This window comes from Flavobacterium sp. Arc2, from assembly GCF_041431385.1.
In the GTDB taxonomy this organism is placed as follows: domain Bacteria; phylum Bacteroidota; class Bacteroidia; order Flavobacteriales; family Flavobacteriaceae; genus Flavobacterium.
This window is the reverse complement of the sequence record NZ_JASMRH010000036.1, coordinates 1-23,736: the sequence shown is the minus strand read 5'-3', so window position 1 is coordinate 23,736 and position 23,736 is coordinate 1. Positions and strand designations below refer to the sequence as shown.

The window sequence follows — 23,736 nt, the reverse complement described above, 5'->3', positions numbered from 1 at the left end:
AATATAATTATTGTTGATAAAGGGATTGTAAACTTACGATTTATTTTGAAAATGCTAGAATTGAAAACTTAAATCCTCCATTTATATTTTAATAAAGATCACCTATTATTATAAAATAAAAATTAAAATAAATTAATAGTTTAAAAATTGATTTATATTTGCACCATAAAAAAATACACTTAATTATGTCATTTTCAGATTTATTTGATAGCGAATTCAAACAAAGAAATAAAGGTCACTTTTCTTCTATTGTGAGATTAGCACTAGCAGACGGGGTTTTTGCCCCTGAAGAAAAAGAGTTTTTAGACAAATTAGCCACTAGGCTAGAGATTTCTCCTGCAGAATATGTAGAGATTTTAGAAAACCCTTCAAAGTATCCAATCAACCCTCCATACTTAAATTCAATGAGATTGGAGCGTTTATACGATTTAGCCAGAATAGTCCATGTTGACCATGTTTTGGGAGATCAGCAAGAAATTATGTTGAAAAAACTTTGCTTGGGAATTGGTTTTACGCCAGAAAACGTAAACCTGGTTGTAGCTAATGCACTTATATTAGTAGACAAAAAAACCGATATCGATGATTTCCTTTTAGAAATGGAAAAACATTTATAAAATATAAAGGGCCCTAAAAATTTTAGGGCCCTTTTTTATTATTTTAGTATTTACTTAGTTTGGCTTTATGCATAAACTCTTCTGCCTTTTCAACCATATTATAACTACCGCAGAAAAACGGTACTCTTTCGTGTAATTCAGTTGGTTGAATTTCCATTATTCTACCACAACCATCTGATGCTTTTCCTCCTGCCTGCTCTACAATAAAAGCCATTGGGTTACATTCATACAGCAAACGTAATTTTCCTTTTGGAGCTTTAGAACTAGTTGGATAAATGTAAATCCCGCCTTTAATCATGTTTCTGTGAATATCAGATACCAAACTTCCTATATAACGAGAAGTGTATGGTCTATCCTCTTCTTCTGATTGGCAATATTTAATATAATCTTTAACCCCTTGTGGAAAATGCACATAATTACCTTCATTGATAGAATAAATATGTCCGTCTTCAGAAAACTGCATATTAGGATGTGACAAGTAAAATGTTCCAATAGCTGGATTTAATGTAAATCCATTCACACCATGTCCTGTTGTGTAAACAATCATAGTTGACGTTCCATAAATCACATATCCTGCAGCAACTTGACTCGTTCCAGGTTGTAAAAAATCTTCTAAGGTTACTGGAGATCCTATTGGAGTTACTCTTCTATAAACAGAAAAAATAGTCCCCACAGAAACGTTTACATCTATATTTGAAGATCCATCTAGGGGGTCCATTAATACGACGTATTTATTGTTATGGCTATTATCACTTCCTTCAACGGTAATAAAATCGTCATTTTCTTCAGAAGCAATTCCGCAAACAATTTCACGATTAATTAATGTTTGAATAAAAACTTCATTAGCATAAACATCAAGTTTCTGTTGATCTTCGCCCTGAATGTTTTGTGCTCCGGCAGCCCCTGTTATGTCCACAAGCCCCGCTTTATTCACTTTATAGTTGACCACCTTAGCGGCCAATCGAATAGAGTTGATAATACGAGATAATTCGCCAGACGAATATTGAAAGGCATTTTGGTTCTCAATGATAAATTCCCCTAAGGTTTTATTGCGTTCTTCCATTACGAAATCGTTGTAGTTAAATTGAAGTCACAAATATCGACTTTTTTGTGAAAATGAATTGAATAAAATTTACTTAGTTTATCACTATTGTATATTTGCTGATATAACACCTAATTTACGGGTTGAAAAAACTATATTTTAATTTTTTACCCTCTAAAACAAGAATTTATGATTATCAGAAAAGGAAAACCCGAAGATATGACCGCTGTTCTCGCATTAATTCAAGAATTAGCTGATTTTGAAAAGGAGCCAGATGCCGTTTTGATCAATGTTGACGATTTAATCCGCGATGGATTTGGTCCTACTCCTCTATTCCATGTTTTTGTAGCTGAAGTTGAATCGGAGATTGTGGGAATTGCTTTGTATTATTATCGCTACTCTACTTGGAAAGGTAAAACTATACATTTAGAAGATCTAGTAGTTAAAGAAAAAATGCGCGGCACTGGAGCTGGCTATGCTTTGTATTCAGAAATTATAAAACAAGGCAAAAAAGATCAAGTACGCAGAGTCGAATGGAATGTTTTAGACTGGAATACTCCTGCAATTGATTTTTATGAAAAATCAGGTGCCAAGGTACTTAGAGATTGGTATGTAGTGCAAATGGACGAAGAAGGAGTCAACCAATTCGTAGAGAATAAATTAAAAAAATAAAGTTCCATTTAGACATTGGAATTTAGAGTTTAAAATATTGGAATTTTTATTATTATGAGAGTATTCAAATTTGGAGGTGCGTCCGTGAAAGATGCCGAGGGAATTAAAAATGTTTATGACGTTTTACAAAAAGTAGGGTATGAAGATGTTTTATTGGTAGTTTCTGCAATGGGAAAAACCACTAATGCTCTTGAAGTAGTTATAAAAGACTATTTTGATAAGTCATCAGCTCTTCAATCATCCGTACAAGAAGTAAAAAAATACCACAATCAAATCTTATTAGATTTGTTTGAAGATGATAAGAATGCAGTTTTTACTGCTGTAAAAGCGCAATTTTCTGATTTGGAATATTTTTTAGCACACAACAAATCTCCAAACTATAATTTCGTTTACGATCAAGTAGTAAGTTATGGTGAGTTGATATCGACTACTATTCTTACCCACTTCATGAATCATATGGGTATAAAAACAGAGTGGATTGATGTTAGAAACTTCATCAAGACTGACTCTAACTATAGAGATGCCACAGTAGACTGGGATCTTACGCAAAAGAATATTTCAAAAAATGTAAAAAGAAAAATGTTGAACATTACCCAAGGATTCCTGGGTTCTGATGAAAACAATTTCACAACAACATTAGGACGTGAAGGTTCTGATTATACAGCAGCGATTTTTGCCTATTGTTTAAATGCCGAAAGCGTAACTATCTGGAAAGATGTCCCTGGAGTTATGAATGCAGATCCACGTTATTTTGAAAATGCAAGTTTGCTAAATCAGATTTCGTATCGTGAAGCTATTGAATTAGCTTTTTATGGCGCAACAGTAATCCACCCAAAAACATTACAACCTTTACAAAAAAAGGAAATCCCTTTGTATGTAAAATCCTTTATCAATCCATTATTAAAAGGGACAAGTGTTTCAAAAGGTGTGAATTTAGAGCCGTACTTACCGTGCTTTATCGTTAAAAGAAACCAATTGTTGATTTCGCTATCCTCTATAGATTTTTCCTTTATTATGGAAGAGAATATCAGTGAGATATTTTCTTTATTCCATGAGTTTAAATTGAAAGTAAATCTAATTCAAAATACCGCGATTAGCTTCTCCGTATGCGTAGAAGATAAATTTGACAACTTCAACGAATTAAATGCTATTTTATCAAAAAAATTCAAAGTGGACTTTAGCCAAAATGTGACTTTATATACCATTAGACACTTTAACGATTCTGCTGCAGAAACAGTAGAACAAGGTAAAAAAGTTGTTTTAAAACAGATTAGTACTGAAACAATGCAAATTGTAACTAGCGAGTAAACTAATTTTAATGGTTGTATTTCTTCTACCGCTGAAGAAGGTTTGACTATAAATTAATCGGATCACATTTTTTTCACTATAACATGAACGACAATAGACCCGGTTTTTCGTAAGAAAGGCCGGGTCTATTGGCATTCATTTACCATAACCAACCTCTCTTAAAAAAGGAACTCTCGTTATAAATAAGCATTTGAATAGAGAAATTTGCATATTGGCGAATGCCAACTAAAAACAGATTAGACTTATAATCGTTTCCAATAGATGCAAGACAAGCGGCACCATTGTTTCCTTAGTTGTAATCATAATTATACAGAATACACTACTTTTGGCTAATAGACGTTATTCTCTTTATGGTAAAAAAAATAGTGCTTTTGGTAATGATTATATGTTTTTCTGGACTACATGCCCAGGAAAACAATTCATTATATAAAACCAAAAAAGTTCCATTTTCCCGTGATACCATACATCTTGAAAACGAAAGCCTAAATGCGTCTTTTTTTAAATTGCTTGACGCCAATAGCATTCCTATTGACAGTACTTTTTATAAAATTGATTTTCTAAAAGGAACTCTATTATTGAAAAATAACCTTCTCACTAAATCCGATTCTATCACGGTGCAGTACCTGAAATTCCCTGACTTTCTAACTAGGGAGTACCGTATTTACGACCCCAGTCGAGTGGTGAGTAATGATATTAATGAAGATAAATTATATCAAATAAACACCAAAGCTGCTGAAAAAAACATCCCTTTTGACGGCTTGACAACTTCGGGAAGCATTACCCGTGGGGTAACAATAGGAAACAACCAAAACACGGTTCTAAATTCTAATCTGGATTTGCAAATCATGGGAAAGCTATCTGAAAAAGTTAGTTTACGAGCCTCGTTGCAAGACAGTAATATTCCATTACAAGATGGCGGCTATTCGCAAAAGCTAGAACAGTTCGACAACATTTTCATGGAGCTATTTAGCGATAAATGGAACATACGGGCAGGTGATCTCTTTCTTGAAAATCACGCATCGCAATTTTTAAACTTTAATAAAAAGGTTCAAGGTCTTTCAGCCAATTTTGATTTTGGCACCCCTAAAAACAAAACGAATGTTTTCGCATCTGTAGCCTTGGTAAAAGGTCAATATGCCAAAAGTAATTTCACAGGTATCGAAGGCAGCCAAGGACCCTATAAATTAAAAGGTCAAAACGGAGAATTATATGTACTCGTAATATCAGGATCAGAGCGAGTCTACGTAAATGGTTTACTTTTAGAAAGAGGAGAGAATAAGGATTATACTATTGATTACAACGCAGGTGAAATAACATTTACTCCGTTGTTTACCATAACCTCTGAAATGCGTATTGCGATTGAATATCAATTCTCAGATAGGAATTACACTCGATTTGTGACTTATGCCGGGGTCACACATCAAAATAAAATATGGAGTTTTGGAAGTTACCTCTATTCTGAAAATGATATTAAAAACCAACCCTTACAGCAAAACCTCACCAAAGAACAAGCCCAAATTTTAGTTAACGCTGGCGACAATCAAGAATCAATGATTGCACCCTCCGCCTATCCAGACTCTTATTCTGACAACAAAGTACTGTACAGAAAAACCATGATAAATACGGCCGAAGTATTCGAATATTCAAATGACCCTCAAGAAGAGCTATTTAATGTACGATTTACTTTAGTGGGATCTAATAAAGGAAATTACGTATTGAAAAATGCCGCCAGCATCAGTAGTATTTACGAATATATTGTACCAATGAACGCCATTCCGCAAGGGAATTATGCCCCAACTATCCAGCTGGTGGCCCCTAAAAAAATCCAAGTAGCTACTTTTTTAGGGAAGTACTCTCCATCCCAGAAAACAGCTGTCGATTTCGAAATAGGAGTCAGCAACAATGACGCTAATCTTTTCTCAAATAGCGATGATTCTAACAATCAAGGAATAAGCGGAAAAATAAATACCAGGCAACGGTTATTTTCAAAGAAGTGGATTGTCGATGGGTACGCCAATTATCAATTTACCCAAAAGGAATTTAGAACCATCGAAAGACTATACACTATAGAATTTGATAGGGATTGGAATTTGGGTACGACAGCAGTTGGGAATCAAAGTTTACTAGTATCTGGTTTGGAGTTTAACTTAAAGCCTTCCTCCAAATTACATTCTAATGGGGTGGTAAAATACCAATTTGAAAAGCTAGATTTCTCTGAAAGTTTTTCTGGGAACAGACATAGTCTAAACGGATATTTCAATCTGAAAAACTGGAGCTTTCAAAATCACGGAAGTTATTTAAAAAGTGACGCAGCACTCACCACTTCGACTTTCATTAGAAACCAATCTCAAATTCGGTATCACTTTGACAAAAACTGGATTGGCTCTAGCCAACGTTTTGAGGACAATGAGGAGAAAACCAAATCAACCAATCAATTTTCGAACTTAAGTCAGCGCTTTTCTGAATATGGAGTATTTGCGGGTCGAGGGGACAGTACAAAGGTATTTGTCGAATTGGGGTTATTAAAAAGAACCAATGACAGTATACAAAATGGCATATTACAAAGGGTAAATAATTCACAAACATACTATTTGAAGTCAAAATTAATTCAAACAGCAAAAAGTGACTTATCTGTTAATGTTAATTATCGGGTATTAGATTTTGTGGATCCTTCTAAGAGAAAAGAGCCTTCGCTAAATTCTAGAATCTTATACAATGATCTTTTTTTCAATCAATTGATTCAGGGAACAAGTGCTTATGAAACGAATTCGGGTACATTACCCCAACAGGAATTCACCTATCTTGAAGTCGCCACGGGACAAGGTGTTTATGCTTGGAATGATTATAATGCAAACGGAATTCAGGAATTACAAGAATTTGAAGTGGCTCCATATATCGATCAGGCAAAATACATTAGAGTCTATTTACCCAATCGTGTGTATATAAAAACGCATCAGACTAAATTCTCGCAATCTATTATTTTAAATCCTACTCAATGGCAAAATGAAACTGGATTTAAAAAATTCAGCTCTTTTTTTTACAATCAGACTTCTTTCATTATTGATCGAAAAACAAAAAACGAAGGAGGCAATTTTGAACTTAACCCCTTTAATTCCTCACAAGAAAATGTATTAGGCCTCAGTTCCAGTTTTAGAAACAGCTTATTTTACAATAGAGGAAAACAGAAACACTCCGTCACCTACTCTTACATAGAAAATCAAACCAAAAATTTACTTTCTACAGGATCACAAGGGTCTAACAACAGTTCACATCAATTACAATATTCTCATTTATATAGAAAAAGTTGGTTATTTGGAACCTTTTTCAAAACGATACAAACCGATATAGTTTCGGAAAATTATACTGAAAAAAATTATACCATAAAGGGCTATCAATTAGCTCCAAAAATCAGTTACCTATTTTCAAAAAATACTAGTTTAGATGTTTTTTACGAGTTACAAAACAAAGAAAACCAGATTGGCAATTTTGAGTCTTTGGTACAAAACCGTTTTGGAACCTCTTTCTCTTATGCCAATGATAAAAAAATCACAATGAATGGTGAGGTTTCCTTTTATCAGAATAAGTTTAACGGTAATGAATTTTCTTCTGTCGGCTTTCAAATGCTCGAAGGTTTACAAACGGGTCAAAACATTACTTGGAGATTGCTATTGCAAAAGAACATCACCCAATTCCTTGATATTAATTTCAATTATCAGGGAAGAAAAAGTGAATCAAGCCAAGCCATCCACACAGGTAATGTTCAATTAAGGGCTTATTTTTAATTCAAATACAAATTAATAATTTAAAGGTTTGGTAATACAAAGTGTCTCTTTCTTAAACCTTTGTTTGTGTACCTTTCCCTAAAAAAGCAGAAATGTCAACACAAGAGGAAATCAATAATGTCCCGAAAACTATTTTGGTTGCACCATTAAACTGGGGCTTGGGACATGCTACGCGCTGCATTCCTGTAATAAAGGCATTGCAAGAAAACAATCACATCCCTATAATCGCTTCAGACGGAATAGCCCTTGCCATGTTACGCAAAGAGTTCCCTTATTTACAAACACTCGAACTGCCTTCCTACCAAATAGAGTATGCTAAAAACGGCACGAATTTCAAATGGAAGTTGTTACAAAATGCTCCAAAAATGCTAAAAGCCATTTGGAATGAAAAAAAACTGGTTGCTTCATGGATTAAAAAACACGATATCGACGGAATCATTTCAGACAATAGACTAGGTGTTTTTAATAAAAATGTTCCGTGTGTATTTATAACACATCAACTCAATGTGATGACTGGAAATACAACTTGGTTATCGAGTAAACTACATCAAAATATTATTAAAAAATATACAGAATGTTGGGTTCCTGATGTTGAAGGCCAACCGAATCTGGCAGGAGAACTGAGTCATTCAAACAATTTTCCTTTTATTCCTAAATACATCGGCCCATTAAGCCGCATGCATAAAAAAGAAACCCCTAAACAATACGACCTGATGGTTATTCTCTCTGGCCCTGAACCTCAACGAGGATTATTAGAATCTATACTTAAAATCGAGCTAAAACGCTATCGAGGCAATGTAGTATTCATAAAAGGAATTGTAGAAAAGGAACAAAAGAAAGAACAACTAAAAAACATCACCTACTTTAACTTTATGACAAGTCGTCAACTAGAGCAAACTTTTAATGAAAGTGATATTATTCTGGCACGTTCTGGTTATACTACAATTATGGACCTGGTAAAACTAGGTAAAAAAGCTTTCTTCATCCCTACTCCTGGTCAATACGAGCAGTTGTACTTAGCTAAAAAATTAAAAGAAGATGGTATTGTTCCTTATGCAGAACAAGATAGTTTTAAAATAGATAACCTACCAGAGGTAAAAAAATATAGTGGCTTACAGTGCTTTGACAACACTCCTGATTGGAAAAAGTTATTTAGTATCTTCGAAATTTAAAAACAGTATCTCATTAAAAAAGCTCATTTTTATATCCTTGTTTGATATAAAAATCAGCTTTAAAATTTAATTCAATGGTGAATTAAATTATTTCTTATCTGAAAATTTCTCGTGCTTGAGAGTCTTTGCATTAATCATAAAATAAACAGATTCTGCAACGTTTGTACTGTGATCTGCAATTCTTTCAAAGTGTTTCAACGCAATAATTAAATTGGTACCAGAAACAACCGTCTTAGAATTATTTTTCATTTCTCCAATGATATTATCAATTGCATCGCTGCTTTTACCTTTTATATCATTGTTTAACGTAAAAATTTCTTCAATAGTGGATTCATCCATATTTAGGAAGCACTCATTTGTTTTTGCTGTAATATCTTCTGCACCTCGCACAATATCAGCAATACTAAATTTTGATATTAACTCATGCTTTTCCTTAATGCTTTTAGTCAGTTTGATGATGCTCATTGACAAGTCACCAATTCTTTCTATCTCCCTGCTAATTTGCATTGCCGATATGATAAAACGTAAATCAGAAGCCACTGGTTGTTGCAAAGCAAAAACACTTTGACAGATATCGTCAATTTTTACATCAAGTTTATCAATTTTATTTTCTGTTTTCTTTACTTCTTTACTTTCTAAAGCGGGTTCTGATAGCACTGCCTTAACAGCTTCAGCAACCTGACTTTCAGCCAGACCTCCTATTTTTATAATTATACCCCTAAGCTTACCAAGTTCTGTTTCTAAGTGTGATGCCATTTTTTTCTAAAGATTTGAAGATTTAAAGTTAGTAGATTCTGTATTCTTATCCAAATCTTCCTGTTATATAATCTTCTGTTTGTTTGATTGCGGGTTTTGTGAAAATTGTTTTTGTTTTATCGTATTCGATCAACTCGCCCATATAGAAAAAAGCAGTAGTATCGCTCACACGACCCGCTTGCTGCATATTATGCGTAACAATAACAATGGTATACTTGTTTTTTAACTCATAAATAAGCTCTTCAATTTTTGAAGTTGAAATTGGATCCAAAGCTGATGTTGGCTCATCCATCAATAATATAGAAGGCTTTATGGCTAGAGCACGAGCGATGCACAATCTTTGTTGTTGCCCCCCAGAAAGCTCAAAAGCTGATTTCTTTAGTTTGTCTTTTACCTCATCCCAAAGCGCTACTTGTTCGATAGTAGTTACAACACGCTCTTCAATTTCATTTTTATCAGTAATTCCATTCACTCGCAATCCATAAGCTACATTTTCGAAAATAGTCTTTGGAAAAGGATTTGGCTTTTGAAAAACCATTCCTACATTTTTACGCAAATTATCCACATTCGTGTTTTTTTCGTAAATATCAGCTCCATCAATAACAATACTTCCGGTCATTTTAGTACCATCTATAAGGTCATTCATTCTATTCAACAAACGCAAATAAGTTGATTTACCACATCCTGATGGTCCAATTAATGCCGTAACCGTATTTTCTTTCATTGATAAAGAAATGTCACGCAAAGCATGATTTTCTCCGTAGTAAAAATTTACGTTGTTTGATTGTATTTTATGCATGTTATACCCTTTGTTTTTTTATTTTTAAACCATTATTCTGGTGTAATGCCGCAGTATAATTCATTTCGTCAACTTTTAAATTGGACTATAATGAATTAGCTAACGGTATTAATTCATTTTTACTTTTTTTCCATAATATTTACGAAGCGCATTCGCCAATAAATTAGAAATCAATACAATAATAATTAATATAAGTGCCGTACCATAAGCCATTGCTCTTGATTTTTCAATATCTGTACCGCTGGTTGCGATTACATATAAATGATAAGGCAATGCCATCGCCTGATCAAAAATAGATGTAGGCAATTTAGGTAAAAAATAAGCAGCAACGGTAAATAAAATAGGTGCCGTTTCTCCAGAAACCCTTCCTATAGATAATATTAATCCTGTAATGATATTAGGAAATGCAATTGGAAACACAATTTTACTTGTCGTTTCCCACTTACTTGCTCCTAACCCAAAACTTGCTTGCCTAAAGGTGTCGTCTACCGCTTTCAATGATTCCTCTGTTGTTCTAATGATAACTGGAAGCACTAATAAACCTAATGTTAATCCACCTGCTAAAATAGAATCTCCAAATTCCAACTTATTTACAAATAATGACATCCCAAAAAGTCCAAATACGATGGATGGAACTCCTGCAAGGTTATTTGTCATTTGCTTAATTATTTTTTTAGGCCAGCCATCTTTCACATATTCATTCATGTAAATTGCTGCTAGCACACCTACAGGAAACGCAAATATCATACTAGCTAAAACCAAACACAGTGTTCCAACAATAGCTGGAAAAATCCCACCTTCAGTCATTCCGTTCTTTGGCATAGCGCTGATAAATTCCCAGCTAATAACTCCAATCCCTTTTATTACGATAAAAGCTAATATTACAAACAGCAGCGCTACAATAGCATAGCTTGTCCCTGTAAAAATCCCAAAGGCAATTTTTTGACTTCTTCTTTTTTTCTTTGCTAAATTATTTTCAGTACTCATCTTAGTGTTTTTTATGGGAGTTTCTATTGGTCACTAATTCTACTAACATATTAATTCCAAAAGTAATTATGAATAGAATACAACCCAATGCGAATAAGGCTTCATAATGCAAACCTCCGTTTGGAGCTTCACCTAACTCTGCCGCAATAGTAGCCGGTATTGTTCGAATAGGCGCTAAAAAAGAATGAGGTATCACCGCAGCATTTCCAGTTACCATTAACACGGCCATGGTTTCACCAATAGCACGACCTATACCTAAAATAGCACCAGCTGTAATCCCAGATGCAGAATACGGAATAACCACTTTGTAAATCGTTTGCCAATGGGATGCCCCTAAAGCCAAACTAGCTTCTTTCATAGCACGTGGTGTATTTCGCATTGCATCTTCTGAAATGGTGATGATCGTAGGCAAAGCCATAATTGCTAGCACAACACTTCCCGCTAAAGCAGTTTCACCTACAGGCAAGTTAAAAACACTTTGAATTAAAGGAACAATAACTACCAGGCCAAAAAAACCATAAACAACAGAAGGAATCCCCGCCAAAAGTTCAATAAGCGGTTTTAATAAATTACGAGTTCTTTTCTTTGCGATTTCACTCAAATAGATAGCTGCTGCCAAAGCAATAGGCAAAGCCAACAGGATAGCCCCAAAACTAACCCATAACGTACCATATATTAACGGTTTAACACCCATTTGGGCAACAGGTTCTGCAGTAGGAAACCATTCTTCACCAGATAAGAAACTATAAACAGTAATTTTATTTATGTCTACTTCTTTTCCTTTAAATTCTTTATTTACATACTTATCAGAAAAAAACGCGATAATACCAGGCGTTTTAGCAATAAGGTCATTTATTTTATCAGGAAAATTAACAAAATTCTCTCCAAGCTCTTCTTCCGTATAGTAATCGGTTATGTCCCCGGTTCTAAACAAAACGATTGCTTGATCTTTCCCCCCAAGCTCACTCCAGTTGGTGATTTTTTGATCAAAAATGTCCTTGATTTGCGACGGTTCTAATTTACCTACTGGATTTGACTCGTTTACCGCCAATAAAAACCCCTTATCTATTGGTTTTTTGGTAAAAACCCCAGCACCTTCAATAAATAGAAAAAAGACAATCAAAATTACTGTAATACTAGTAGCAGCACTACTTAGCATTAATATAAATTCAATTACCTTCTCTTTAATCTGTTTAAAATTTGTTTTCAAAAGAGTGTTTTTTATTTTTAGCAAAATTACGTCAGCTCAGGGTGTTGAATGTGTTCACACCGTTAACCTTAGGTTAACTTAATGTTAAGACAATATTAGAAATCTAAAATTACAACAAATTTTTAAATAAAAAAGGTTGCCCATAATCAGGCAACCTTTCTCAGTTTCTATAAAAATTAACCTTTATTAATTTAATGGAATGTAACCCACTTCAGAAACAATTTTTTGTCCTTCAGCAGAAAGTGCGTAATCAACAATTGTTTTAACTTTTGCAGCATTTACCTTGTTGAACATATAAAACAATGGTCTAGAGATAGGGTATGATTTATCTTTAGCGCTAGCTACAGATGGCTCAACAAAAGTTTTTCCTTGGTCATAAGACACTGCCAATTGTTTTACTTCTTTAGTTTCGTATGCCAATCCGATGTAACCGATCGCTCCTTTAGTTTGTCCTACTGCCTGTACAATTGCACCAGTTGCAGGTAAGTTTAAAATATCTGTCGCATAGTTTTTCTTGTCCATCACCTCATCTTTAAAAAACTCATAAGTTCCAGATGAAGATTCTCTTGAATAAGCAACTATTTTTTCATCAGCACCACCTACTTCTTTCCAGTTTTTGATCGCTCCTGTAAAGATACCTTCTAATTGCTCACGTGTTAATTTAGAAACAGTGTTTGCTGGATTAACAATTACTGTTAACGCATCATATGCAATTATAACTTCTTCGATATCAACTTTTTTATCAGCAAATTTCATTTTTTCTTCAGTCTTCAAATCTCTTGAAGCCATTGCGATATCAGTAGTACCGTCAATCATTGCAGTAATACCTACACCTGATCCACCCCCTACAACAGTAACACTTACATCAGAATTTGTTTTCATCAACTCTTCAGCTTCTTTTTGTGCCAATGGCAAAACAGTATCGCTACCTTTTATCGTTACAGATACAGCATTTGATTTCGCTTCTGTTCCTTTTTCATCCGTTTTTGCTTTACCACAGCTTAACATACCAATTAATGGTAACATTAAAAACAATTTAGTTTTATTCATTTTATTATTTTTATTAGTTTTCTTTAAATTCTTTACAAAAGTAATGCCCCAATGTTAACTCTGTGTTAAGACAACATTATCCAATATTTACTATTCCTTTTTTAAAAGCTACAAATCACTCTTAAATATTACATTTCTTATATTCCAATTTCTACCTGAAAGCGAACGTACCAACTACCAATAGTATCTCCTGAAAAATACTTTTTGTTCTCATAAGAACATTCTGTTTGCACCTTTAACTTGTGACCCAATATATATTTAGAAAGACTCACCGCGAATTCATCTTTATCTGGCACAAAAGAATGGATTTCGCTGCCAACTGTCTGCGTAGAAAACCTACCAGCAATTTGATAATTAGAAGGAAAAACATAACTTAATTGTGTATCAATACCTTCACCTACTAAAACTGCTTGCGTTTTAGTAATATCTAAAGGATTAACCGTAATGGGGTCATCAGACATTCTAGACATATAACTTGCAGATGCTGACCATCCGTTGTACTTTAACATAGTGTCAAAAAACAAGGATTGCATTGTTCTTTTCTCAAACAATTCACTACCCAATTGCCCTTGCGCTCTACGCGCATTATTATTTTGACTAAAAGCTCCAGAGATCATCCACTTTGGTGTTTTTTCTCTTACTAAATCACCCTCAGAAATAGACCCATGTTTAGTAAACGATCCTAAAGGAAATAACTCCACTTTACCCGTTAAAGCAACTCCATTGTCCTCTGTTTTTACCCAGTTTCTTCCTTCTCCTTTAGTTAAAGCACCTTTTAAAGCATAGGAAAAACTATTTACCTTCTCTTCTGAATAATCTAGAAAGACACCAAAATCACGATCAATATTAAACGCAGAGTTATTTATTGTTCGATCTGTAAATTCCAAGGATCCTGAAGAAACAACTCTTTGATTATTTCCTGGTAATTTAGTTTGCCCAAAAGCAATTGTCCAATTTTTTGAAGGCTTATAAAAAAGCACCCCGTCAAGGATTACATTTTCATTGTTCCCTACTTTAATCACCCCTAGATCACCTGCAGAAAAACCCAACTCTACTTTATAACCAAATTTTGGATTGTAAATAAATCCATCCAGCTTCAATCTCATTCTTCTAATTTCTCCCTCAACAACTCCAGTTTCTCCTTCTGTTTTTTGAAAACCGGCTCTACTCTGAACTCTAAAACCAATGTTAACCTGAAACAAACTATCTCGCTCAGTAAATCCTAATTTCTTATCTGAATTATAATAAGACTTTAAATCTAATTTTTTATCGGCTGTTTTCGTTTCCGTTTTATCGTCTTGCGCTGATGCCATCAGAGAAAACAACAATACCGTACTAAATAAAATTCTTTTCATTTTAAGTATAAATTAACATTATATTATTTTTTTGCAAACCTAACATTAAATAAACGCTTCAATATTAACACAAGGTTACATTATAAGAACTCAGCTTAACATTAAAGATACAAATAAAGTCACCTAACAATTAAAATAGACTCAAAAATTTTACAACCCCAGTAAATACAGCCCTTAAGCTCTTAAAAATTGGTTAACAATAAATTAACATTGCTAATTTAGCTTTATTTTTTAACTAAAAATTTGATCAATTTTTGATGTTAAAATCAATTTTAAACAAAAAAAGCGTACAGTCTTATCAACTGTACGCTTCACTTTATAAAACATTTCTTATGTTACTAATTATTTCTCAACCCATTAATTGCTAGATAATAGCTTCTTCATAAAAAGTAACTAATCCCGTAGCAATATCGTGACTAGCACCTACTATATCAATTTCACCTTTTTCAATCATTTCCTTCAAAATAGGACTACGCTCTAGAATTGCATTCACAGACCTTTTTACATTAATCACAGAGACTTTTTCAACAAATTCCACATTAGCAGAAGTGCGGTTTACCTTTTCCGTTTTTTCATCATAAACTGCTGGCTGTATTTTACTTAATAATGCGGTTAAATTCCCCATTTCAACATGATCGCAAGCCCCTTTTACAGCACCACATTTAGTGTGCCCTAGAACTACGATAACTTTGGCCCCAGCTACCTTACAACCAAACTCCATACTTCCTAAAATATCTTCATTGATAATATTCCCAGCGATACGGACACTAAAAATATCTCCTAATCCTTGATCAAATATTAATTCTGCCGAAGTACGAGAATCTATGCAACTTAAAATTACCGCAAAGGGATGTTGTCCCTCCACTGTTTCATTAGCCTGTTGTAAAAGATTACGATTTGCCTTAAGGTTGTTTGTAAAACGTTTATTTCCCTCTTTTAAAATTGTAATTGCCATTGATGGTGTAATAGCATCCTGCATTTCCTTATTTAATGTTTTCATATCGTATAAAATAGTCTGTTAGAATCGCACACGATTTTTCATAAAGCCAAGATACTATTTTGGACACTATATTTTTTATGAAAAGTTTATAAAAAGCCTATTCTTTTTCGAGTATAAATAAAAAATTAGAGCCAGAACTAAATTCGCTCACATCATGCATTCTTTCCGTAGCTGCTATTAAAATATCAATACCGCTTTCTCATCAATTTATATGGAATCAGGCAAGACAAAAACCAAAAAAAAGTCAACCTCGTTATGCTCTGAACTTTCTAAAACTTGTTTCTTATTGGTCACGTCCAAAATCAAATCTACTCCGGGATTCTGTTTTAAAAAATCAGCCAGAAAATAAGGCATCAAGTATTTACCTGTAGACACAATGGAAATCTTTAAGCGCCCACTTAATTCTCCTTTGTAAGCTAAGGTCTTATGGTTAATCGCCTCAACCTCATTTAAAACTTTTTCGGCAGCGATTGCAATTTCCTCTACAAAATCAGTCACTTACAGTTTTCTACCGATAACCTCCGTCAACGGAAACTCAAATTGATCTTAAAAATTCTTTAGCTGTATAGAAACTGCAGGTTGCCTAAGGTGCAACTATACAGCAGCTTTAGTAATACTCTTATTTTGAGCTACTTTAAGAAAAACATACAATTGATGCAAAGTATAGTTCATAAATTATTTTTATGCATTCCATTACAAATATAAATAAAAACATATGAATTAGCAGTTCTACATTTGCAAAAAAATAAAACAATGAAAAAAGAAAAAGACTACCAGTTCAAATTAGTAGAAGGACAATACAAACCACTAGAGGCAAAAAAAATTCTATTAGGTTTAATAAACAGTAAAATCAACTTTCATCAGTTAGAAAATTTCAGTAACGAGATCCGATTTAGCGAGAGTACCGCTCATTCCAAAATCAGAATTGAGTTGCTTACCAATGCTTCAGAAAACATAACAGACTTAATCGCTGACTCGATTCCCAACGACATGGAGTTTAAAATAGAAGGGACTATCCAGATATCCCTAGTTCCTGCGAAAAAATTAGAATCCATAGCTTAAAATTTAAAAAAAATGGCTCAAATCAGCACTTCATCCCGCGATGCCGTAGCACTTTTAAATCAGAGTGAAATTGTGGCCATTCCCACAGAAACGGTTTACGGACTAGCGGGAAATGCTTTCAGTGAAAAAGCGATCAAAAAGATTTTCGAATTAAAAAAAAGACCCTTTTACAATCCACTTATCGTTCATATCAAATCGGTTGCTGATTTGAATCAGATCGCGACTGAAATTCCCAAAAAAGCGATGTTATTAGCGGATGCTTTTTGGCCCGGTCCTTTGACCTTAGTACTAAAAAGACAAAACACCATTCCAGATTTAGTCACTGGGGGGAAAAGTACTGTCGCAGTTCGAGTTCCTAATCATCCGATAGCATTAGCTCTTTTGGAACAACTAGACTTTCCATTGGCTGCGCCAAGTGCAAATCCATTTGGATCCATCAGTCCTACTAAAGCAGAACATGTAGCGAACTATTTTGCAGCCTCTTCCCTCACCATTTTAGAAGGCGGCGAATGCAGGAGCGGAATAGAATCTACGATAATTGGTTTTGAGGAAGCGTCTGCTGTTTTATATCGATTAGGTTCCATAACCATGGAAGAAATTGAAGTTGTTATTGGCCCTCTAAAAATAAAAACACACAATGAAGAAACACCTTCAGCACCAGGTATGCTTTCAAAACATTATGCGCCAAAAACCAAAACCATACTAACAGAAACCGTTACCGAAGAACTAGAACTATTTGACAAAAAAAGAATAGGATTGTTAACCTATCAAAAAAAATTTGAGCATAGAAACATAGTGACAAATGAAGTTTTATCAGTAACAGGAGATTTAGCTGAAGCTGCATCTCGTTTATACAATGCCTTGCACAAATTAGATCAATTAAAACTTGATGTAATTATCGCCGAAAGATTTCCTGATCATGGATTAGGACAAACTATTAATGACCGATTGGAACGAGCAACAAAAAAATAAATCCGTCTTAAAAAACAAACTATCCAACTATGAACTTCGATCTACTACTTGAAAACATCACAAATCCAGCCTTACTATTTTTCTTACTCGGTATTATCGCTGTTCGTCTAAAAAGTGACTTAGAAATCCCCGAAAACTCCTCTAAATTCATTTCACTGTATCTTCTTTTTTCAATTGGTTTTAAGGGCGGACAAGAATTAGCTCACAGTCATTTTACACTTGAAATCATTTGGTCAGTTGCCTTCGGCGTGTTAATCGCACTCATCATACCTCTTTATAGTTTTTTCATTCTTAAAAAACATTTTAGTATCGAGAACTCAGGTGCTATTGCCGCAGCTTATGGCTCTGTTAGTGCCGTTACATTTGTAACTGCCATTACTTTCTTAGAAATGCAAAACTATACTTTTAGTGGTCATATGGTTGCTGTTATGGCGCTAATGGAAGCTCCTGCCATTATCGTTGGTGTGATTTTAATTCGATTATTTAGTAAAAATACCGTACACAGTACTAAGATCAGCTCTCTTATCAAACACTCTTTTACCAATGGCAGCGTGCTATTAATCACGGGAAGTTTAATTATAGGTTTCCTAGCTAGTGATCAACAAGCCTTAGGCATCAAGCCTTTTACCACAGATATGTTTAAAGGATTTTTAGCCATATTTTTACTTGATATGGGAATTGTAAGTGGTAGGAAATTAAATGACTTTTTTAAAAGTGGATGGTTCAGCTTCTTCTTTGCAATCATAATCCCATTGATAAACGGAATGCTCGTCGCATACCTTAGTCATTTTATAACAGATGACATTGGTAACCGATTTATTTTTGCAGTCCTAGCTTCAAGCGCGTCATATATCGCAGTACCAGCCGCCATGAAAATCGCAGTTCCGAAGGCAAATCCTGGAATTTTCCTGCCTATGGCATTAGCCATTACATTTCCTTTTAATATAACATTCGGAATGCCAATTTATCTTTCTGTAGTCTTATGTACTTAGTAACTATGAACATCTAAAAAAACTACACATCAACTAAAGTTCAAAGGCTGTTTCTATAACACTAGAAACAGTCTTTTGTTGCTTATTTCCTGTTTGCTTTTCGAGTGTGAATGAAAATTCTGAGCCAATACCAAATTCACTTTCCACGTATATTTTCTCTTTATGTGCTTCTATAATATGTTTGACGATTGCCAATCCTAATCCAGAACCTCCTTCTGAGCGAGAGCCACTTTTATTGACACGATAAAAACGTTCAAAAAGTCTTGAAATATTTTGTTTCTCTATTCCTTCGCCATTATCACTAATGCGAATCAGTACTTTTCTCTTAGTTAAATTCACTACCGCGACTTCGGTTGTCCCGCCAGTTTTGCCATATTTAATTGAATTGACTATTAAATTTTCAATAATTTGTTGAATTCTATCCCTATCGGCTCTCACATAATTAGGTAAGATGTGGTAGTTTTCAAATGCAAGGGTAATATTCTTTTTTTCCGCCTTCATTTCCAATAGGTCAAAGACATTCTGAATCAATTCCACAATATCAAACTCTGAATAATCTAAATTCAAATCCCCTACTTCAAGTTTAGTAATCATGTCTAAATCTTCAACAATGTAGATCAATCGTTCCACTCCCTTTTCGGCACGTTTTAAATATTTCTTTCGAATCACTTTATCTTCCATCGCTCCATCTAGCAAAGTAGATATGTACCCTTGCACCGTAAACAAAGGTGTTTTTAATTCGTGCGAAACATTTCCAAGAAATTCTCTTCGGTATTCTTCTCGCACTTGCAGCATTTCGATTTCCAGTTTTTTATCGGTTGCAAATTTCTTTACCTCCCTGGTCAGCGTTTCCATGTCTGTAGTAATCGGTTTATTTATGAATGTACTGGATTCTAATAATGAAACATCATCATAGATTTTTTTTACTCGTCTGTATATAAAACGTTCCACTCGATATTGTAAAACAATAAATGAAAAAAGATAGATTATTAACATGAAAATTAAACCAAATAAGAACAGACTCCGGAAAGGCATCTTGAACATCTTTGATGCCAGTACCATCACAAATCCCGCTGAAAAAAGACTGATATATAATGCTGATTTTACAGCAAACTTATAGGTTTTTTTAAAACTTATTTTCATTTTTAAGTACGTACGTTATTTATGCAATCCAGCCTTTTGAAGATGGCATTACATCCCATAAACAACCTTTATTATATTTTATTTAAACCTCAAATTTATAACCAACCCCTTTAATGGTTTTAAAAAGATCTTCTCCTATTTTTTCTCTTAGCTTTCTAATATGAACATCGATTGTTCTCCCACCTACAACTACCTCATTTCCCCAAACTTTGTCAAGAATTTCATCACGTTTGAATACTTTTCCTGGTTTAGAAGCTAATAAATAAAATAACTCGAACTCTTTTCTAGGTAATGAAATTTCGATATTATCCTTAACGATTTTATATTCTTCACGATTTATTTCTATCCCACCTACGTTCAAGGTTTCACTATCTTTCTCACTTTCTTTTAAGCGGCGCAACAATGCTTTTACTTTACTTACCAATAATTTTGGTTTTATTGGTTTTGTGATATAGTCATCAGCTCCGGCGTCAAATCCTGCAACTTGCGAATAATCTTCGCTTCTTGCAGTTAAGAAAGTAATAATCACATTACTCAACTCCGGAATTTTCCTAATGTTTTCACACGCTTCCATTCCATCCATTTCAGGCATCATCACATCCATGATTATCAAATCTGGCAATTCCTTTTTAGCTTTAGCAACTGCTTCTTTTCCATTAGCCGCCGTAAAAATTTGATATCCCTCTTGTGTGAGATTATAACCTACAATTTCTAAAATATCCGGTTCGTCATCGACTAACAAAATCTTGGTATGTTTCTTTTTCATATTTGGCAAATTTACGTTTGCTTTTGTAAATATAAGAATAAATGAACAGCAAAAAAGTAGTATTAACCGTAAATTAATTTGGTAACTATTTAGTAATATTCAACAAACCTAATGGTAACCTCGCAATAACGCAAACTTTACAAAGACACCATTACTTTGCAAAAAATTAAACAAACTATGAAACTTAAATTATTCATTTTAACGCTTTTTATCAGTACCCTTGCTTTTTCTCAAACTAAAGGTACTATTTCTGGAGTACTAACTGATAAGGATTCAAACAACGAAACGCTACCTTTTGCAAACGTATTATTAAAAGGAACACAAATAAATGGCACAACAGATATTGACGGTAAGTATTCACTTAGTGCTCCAGCAGGAAACTATACAGTACAGTATAGTTTTATTGGTTACGAATCAATAGAGGTTCCTGTCACAATAAAAAGTGGAGAAACAATAACACTAAGCAAAGCATTAGGGTCATCAAGCTATAAACTAGATGATGTAGTTATTACCACTAATGTAAACAAGCAAAAAGAAACTGCTTTATTATTAGAACAAAAGAATGCAGTTGAAATAAAACAAAGTATTGGTGCACAGGAGCTAGCAAGAAAAGGCGTAAGCGATGTTGCTTCTGCAGTGACGAAAGTAAGTGGTGTTTCTAAACAAGAAGGTTCAGGAAGTGTTTTTGTAAGAGGCTTAGGAGACCGTTATAATGTGACCACTTTAAACGGATTGCCTTTACCATCAAATAACCCAAAAAACAAGAACATACTTTTGGATATTTTCTCTACCGATATTGTTGAATCTGTAGGGATCAGCAAAACATTTGAATCACAAAATTATGCGGATTTTGGAGGAGCAAACGTGGATATTGTATCAAAGAAAATGACGGGTTCTCCATTCATTCAAATTGGTGTAGGTGTAGGTACGAACACAAACGTAGCTAAACTTGATAATTTCTACTTGCAAGATGGCCCTTCTTACTTTGGTTTCAATAAAATAAATGCTCCAAGCAATCCTTTACTACCATACAACTATAGCAATAGCTGGGACAGACAAGAAAGAAAAAACACTTTAAATAATAATATTTCTTTATCTGCTGGAAAAAAATTCAATGTAGGTGCAAATAGTAGTATTAGTACTTTCATAACTGCTGGATTTGATGCTGAAAACAAATACAACGAAGGAATCTATAGAACAACCATTACTGCTCAAGGTGCTGCCAATACTGATCTCTTTAGAAAATCGTATCAATTCAATACTAATTCTACCGTAATGGGTACCGCAGATTACAAAATCAATAGAAACAACTCTATTTTATTTACTACTTTATTTTTAAACTCTACTTCACAAGATTACAGTGAGTATGAAGGGTTTAATATTGAGTTCTCAGGATTAGACCAAATTGGTTTTATAAAACGCGGAACTTTCGATAAAACACAGTTAATTGTAAACCAATTGTTAGGTAAGCATAAATACAATGAAAGAATTACAGCAAATTGGAGTCTTGGATACAGCATATTGGACAACACTATTCCAGATCGTATGCAAAATACTTTTGTTCCTTCAAGTGATGGATCTACAGATTATACTTTTTTCAAAAACTCAAGTATCAACAATCACCGTTATTACCAAGGTTTAACTGAAAAAGAATGGTCAGCAAATATTTCAGGTTCGTATAACTTTGCTAAAACAAATGAAGACGAATTTAAAGGTAAAGCTACTCTTGGTTACTCAGGTAAAATGAAAACTGTTGATTTCAATTCACAACAATACTCCTTTTTTCCAGAAACTAATAAAACGCTTTTTCTAAAAGATGGATTTAACAATACTGATTTGTACTTAAATGACACCAACTTTGATTTAGCAAATGGCGACAGTTCTAGTAAACTTTCTCAGCTATATAATGGTCATTTAAATATCCATGCCGTTTACGGAAATGCACAATACAATTTTACTGATAGATTATCAGTGATTTTAGGAGGTAGATTTGAACAAATAGAGCAATATGTTTACTACATGAGTTTAGATGCACCAGACGGAACTGGTAATACTTACGCACCAGTGAAGTTTTTACCTAGCATAATCGCTAAATACAAATTAAATGATAAGCAAAATTTAAAATTTGCAGCGAGTAACACCTATACTTTACCACAATTTAAAGAGAAAGTAAAAATCCTTTTTCAAGAAGTAGGACAAAGTTATGAAGGTAACGATAAACTTTACGCTTCAACAAACTACAATGCTGATTTAAGTTGGGAATTATATCCTAGTAACGACGAAATTCTTTCGGTAACTGCTTTTGGTAAATTAATCCAAAACCCAATCAATGAAATGTACACCAATTCCTCTTCTGGAAACATTACTTGGGCAAACACAGGTGATAACGCAGTAGTAGCTGGAATTGAGTTAGAATTTAGAAAAAACATTTATGAAATCAGCGATGAGAATAATTTAAAAGAGAAATTAACTTTCGGGTTTAACGGATCATACATGTATCAAGATATGGATTTAAGTAATGCTAAAGTTTTAAATGAAAATGGGTTCGGCGCTAATTTTACTTATAAAAACTCAAAATTATCAGGAGCTGCCGACTTTTTAGCAAATGCAGATATGTCTTTTACAAAAGAATTTAAAAACGACAAAGACATTACCGCAACAGTAACTTATGCCTATGTTTCTGATAAATTAGCTGTAATAGGAACTTCAGAAAGAGGAAACTTAATAGACAAATCAATTGGTAGATTAGACTTTATTCTAAAATCTAGTTTAACTAAAAAACTAAACATAGGATTATCATATAAGAACATCTTAAATCCAGTTTATGAAAGATTCACTGATCAAAGCAACGCACCAGTAATTAAAACTGCTGATGTACTGGCGAGCTCCTACAAAATAGGATCTAACTTAAGTTTGTCTTTGAATTATAAGTTCTAGTATCAACTTTATACATCATCAAAAGAGGTAGTCGTTCATGAATGCACTGCCCCCAAAAAGTTAGACACTATTTGGGGGTATTTTTATGGAAAGAAAAGTCAAGTATGATTACGCATT

The 23,736-nt window shown here is 33.8% G+C and carries 19 protein-coding genes and 1 pseudogene; 9 read left to right on the top strand and 11 right to left on the bottom strand.

The features are described from left to right. Positions 1–185 precede the first annotated feature (185 nt). Positions 186–614 carry a TerB family tellurite resistance protein gene (locus tag QO182_RS18005; RefSeq protein ID WP_371539299.1) on the top strand — a complete coding sequence of 143 codons (429 nt, stop codon included), beginning with the start codon at positions 186–188 and terminating at the stop codon, positions 612–614. Between the two features lie 43 nt (positions 615–657). On the opposite strand, the gene fbp is transcribed toward QO182_RS18005, so the two are convergent. Further along, on the bottom strand, positions 658–1,677 hold the full coding sequence (gene fbp / locus QO182_RS18000; protein ID WP_371539301.1) for a class 1 fructose-bisphosphatase: 1,020 nt from the start codon (positions 1,675–1,677) through the stop codon (positions 658–660). Positions 1,678–1,845: 168 nt separating this feature from the next. On the opposite strand from fbp, the gene QO182_RS17995 reads away from it, so the two are divergent. The 4 genes from QO182_RS17995 to QO182_RS17980 all read left to right on the top strand — a co-directional run bounded on the left by QO182_RS17995 (position 1,846) and on the right by QO182_RS17980 (position 8,590). Continuing rightward, positions 1,846–2,328 (top strand): N-acetyltransferase family protein, encoded by a 483-nt coding sequence (locus QO182_RS17995; RefSeq protein ID WP_371563215.1) that lies wholly within the window; start codon positions 1,846–1,848, stop codon positions 2,326–2,328. Positions 2,329–2,382: 54 nt separating this feature from the next. Then, positions 2,383–3,636 (top strand): aspartate kinase, encoded by a 1,254-nt coding sequence (locus QO182_RS17990; RefSeq protein ID WP_371539306.1) that lies wholly within the window; start codon positions 2,383–2,385, stop codon positions 3,634–3,636. 350 nt (positions 3,637–3,986) lie between these two features. Further along, complete coding sequence (locus tag QO182_RS17985) at positions 3,987–7,418, top strand: hypothetical protein (protein ID WP_371563213.1); 3,432 nt, start codon at positions 3,987–3,989, stop codon at positions 7,416–7,418. Positions 7,419–7,510: 92 nt separating this feature from the next. Then, a complete protein-coding gene (locus QO182_RS17980) occupies positions 7,511–8,590 on the top strand; it encodes a glycosyltransferase (protein WP_371563211.1) in 1,080 nt (359 codons plus the stop codon). A gap of 87 nt (positions 8,591–8,677) precedes the next feature. On the opposite strand, the gene phoU is transcribed toward QO182_RS17980, so the two are convergent. From phoU to QO182_RS17940, 8 genes and pseudogenes are all read right to left on the bottom strand, one after another. Next, positions 8,678–9,346, bottom strand: coding sequence for a phosphate signaling complex protein PhoU (gene phoU, locus QO182_RS17975; RefSeq protein WP_371539314.1), 669 nt, complete (start codon positions 9,344–9,346; stop codon positions 8,678–8,680). 46 nt (positions 9,347–9,392) lie between these two features. After that, a complete protein-coding gene (gene pstB / locus QO182_RS17970) occupies positions 9,393–10,145 on the bottom strand; it encodes a phosphate ABC transporter ATP-binding protein PstB (protein WP_371539317.1) in 753 nt (250 codons plus the stop codon). A gap of 108 nt (positions 10,146–10,253) precedes the next feature. Continuing rightward, entirely contained in the window at positions 10,254–11,132 is an 879-nt protein-coding gene (gene pstA / locus QO182_RS17965) for a phosphate ABC transporter permease PstA (RefSeq protein WP_371539319.1), read from the bottom strand. Between the two features lies 1 nt (position 11,133). Continuing rightward, complete coding sequence (pstC, locus tag QO182_RS17960) at positions 11,134–12,342, bottom strand: phosphate ABC transporter permease subunit PstC (RefSeq protein WP_371539322.1); 1,209 nt, start codon at positions 12,340–12,342, stop codon at positions 11,134–11,136. A 186-nt stretch (positions 12,343–12,528) separates the two neighbouring features. Next, the gene (locus tag QO182_RS17955) at positions 12,529–13,392 is read right to left on the bottom strand and encodes a PstS family phosphate ABC transporter substrate-binding protein (RefSeq protein ID WP_371539324.1); all 864 of its coding nucleotides are present in this window, start codon (positions 13,390–13,392) and stop codon (positions 12,529–12,531) included. 137 nt (positions 13,393–13,529) lie between these two features. After that, positions 13,530–14,747, bottom strand: coding sequence for a porin (locus tag QO182_RS17950; protein WP_371539326.1), 1,218 nt, complete (start codon positions 14,745–14,747; stop codon positions 13,530–13,532). Positions 14,748–15,111: 364 nt separating this feature from the next. Next, positions 15,112–15,747: a carbonic anhydrase family protein gene (locus QO182_RS17945; RefSeq protein WP_371539329.1), complete on the bottom strand. Its 636-nt coding sequence runs from the start codon at positions 15,745–15,747 to the stop codon at positions 15,112–15,114. Positions 15,748–15,957: 210 nt separating this feature from the next. Beyond that, a pseudogene (locus QO182_RS17940) lies at positions 15,958–16,419 on the bottom strand (LysR family transcriptional regulator); the annotation flags it as partial. 81 nt (positions 16,420–16,500) lie between these two features. Here QO182_RS17940 and QO182_RS17935 point away from each other — a divergent pair. The 3 genes from QO182_RS17935 to QO182_RS17925 are packed head-to-tail and all read left to right on the top strand — an operon-like array spanning position 16,501 to position 18,773. Next, positions 16,501–16,809, top strand: coding sequence for a hypothetical protein (locus QO182_RS17935; protein ID WP_371539332.1), 309 nt, complete (start codon positions 16,501–16,503; stop codon positions 16,807–16,809). A gap of 12 nt (positions 16,810–16,821) precedes the next feature. Beyond that, the gene (locus QO182_RS17930; RefSeq protein WP_371539335.1) at positions 16,822–17,781 is read left to right on the top strand and encodes an L-threonylcarbamoyladenylate synthase; all 960 of its coding nucleotides are present in this window, start codon (positions 16,822–16,824) and stop codon (positions 17,779–17,781) included. A gap of 29 nt (positions 17,782–17,810) precedes the next feature. After that, complete coding sequence (locus QO182_RS17925) at positions 17,811–18,773, top strand: sodium-dependent bicarbonate transport family permease (protein ID WP_371539337.1); 963 nt, start codon at positions 17,811–17,813, stop codon at positions 18,771–18,773. 33 nt (positions 18,774–18,806) lie between these two features. On the opposite strand, the gene QO182_RS17920 is transcribed toward QO182_RS17925, so the two are convergent. Further along, positions 18,807–19,916: a sensor histidine kinase gene (locus tag QO182_RS17920; protein WP_371539340.1), complete on the bottom strand. Its 1,110-nt coding sequence runs from the start codon at positions 19,914–19,916 to the stop codon at positions 18,807–18,809. Positions 19,917–19,998: 82 nt separating this feature from the next. Then, positions 19,999–20,682: a response regulator transcription factor gene (locus tag QO182_RS17915; protein ID WP_371539343.1), complete on the bottom strand. Its 684-nt coding sequence runs from the start codon at positions 20,680–20,682 to the stop codon at positions 19,999–20,001. Between the two features lie 177 nt (positions 20,683–20,859). On the opposite strand from QO182_RS17915, the gene QO182_RS17910 reads away from it, so the two are divergent. Beyond that, positions 20,860–23,619 carry a TonB-dependent receptor domain-containing protein gene (locus QO182_RS17910; RefSeq protein WP_371539346.1) on the top strand — a complete coding sequence of 920 codons (2,760 nt, stop codon included), beginning with the start codon at positions 20,860–20,862 and terminating at the stop codon, positions 23,617–23,619. The last annotated feature ends 117 nt before the right edge of the window (positions 23,620–23,736 follow it).

Coding starts and splice junctions, on each gene's coding strand:
- QO182_RS18005 (WP_371539299.1), top strand. CDS start 186: ATGTCATTTTCAGATTTATTTGATAGCGAATTCAAACAAAGAAATAAA.
- fbp (WP_371539301.1), bottom strand. CDS start 1,677: ATGGAAGAACGCAATAAAACCTTAGGGGAATTTATCATTGAGAACCAA.
- QO182_RS17995 (WP_371563215.1), top strand. CDS start 1,846: ATGATTATCAGAAAAGGAAAACCCGAAGATATGACCGCTGTTCTCGCA.
- QO182_RS17990 (WP_371539306.1), top strand. CDS start 2,383: ATGAGAGTATTCAAATTTGGAGGTGCGTCCGTGAAAGATGCCGAGGGA.
- QO182_RS17985 (WP_371563213.1), top strand. CDS start 3,987: ATGGTAAAAAAAATAGTGCTTTTGGTAATGATTATATGTTTTTCTGGA.
- QO182_RS17980 (WP_371563211.1), top strand. CDS start 7,511: ATGTCAACACAAGAGGAAATCAATAATGTCCCGAAAACTATTTTGGTT.
- phoU (WP_371539314.1), bottom strand. CDS start 9,346: ATGGCATCACACTTAGAAACAGAACTTGGTAAGCTTAGGGGTATAATT.
- pstB (WP_371539317.1), bottom strand. CDS start 10,145: ATGCATAAAATACAATCAAACAACGTAAATTTTTACTACGGAGAAAAT.
- pstA (WP_371539319.1), bottom strand. CDS start 11,132: ATGAGTACTGAAAATAATTTAGCAAAGAAAAAAAGAAGAAGTCAAAAA.
- QO182_RS17955 (WP_371539324.1), bottom strand. CDS start 13,392: ATGAATAAAACTAAATTGTTTTTAATGTTACCATTAATTGGTATGTTA.
- QO182_RS17950 (WP_371539326.1), bottom strand. CDS start 14,747: ATGAAAAGAATTTTATTTAGTACGGTATTGTTGTTTTCTCTGATGGCA.
- QO182_RS17945 (WP_371539329.1), bottom strand. CDS start 15,747: ATGAAAACATTAAATAAGGAAATGCAGGATGCTATTACACCATCAATG.
- QO182_RS17935 (WP_371539332.1), top strand. CDS start 16,501: ATGAAAAAAGAAAAAGACTACCAGTTCAAATTAGTAGAAGGACAATAC.
- QO182_RS17930 (WP_371539335.1), top strand. CDS start 16,822: ATGGCTCAAATCAGCACTTCATCCCGCGATGCCGTAGCACTTTTAAAT.
- QO182_RS17925 (WP_371539337.1), top strand. CDS start 17,811: ATGAACTTCGATCTACTACTTGAAAACATCACAAATCCAGCCTTACTA.
- QO182_RS17920 (WP_371539340.1), bottom strand. CDS start 19,916: ATGAAAATAAGTTTTAAAAAAACCTATAAGTTTGCTGTAAAATCAGCA.
- QO182_RS17915 (WP_371539343.1), bottom strand. CDS start 20,682: ATGAAAAAGAAACATACCAAGATTTTGTTAGTCGATGACGAACCGGAT.
- QO182_RS17910 (WP_371539346.1), top strand. CDS start 20,860: ATGAAACTTAAATTATTCATTTTAACGCTTTTTATCAGTACCCTTGCT.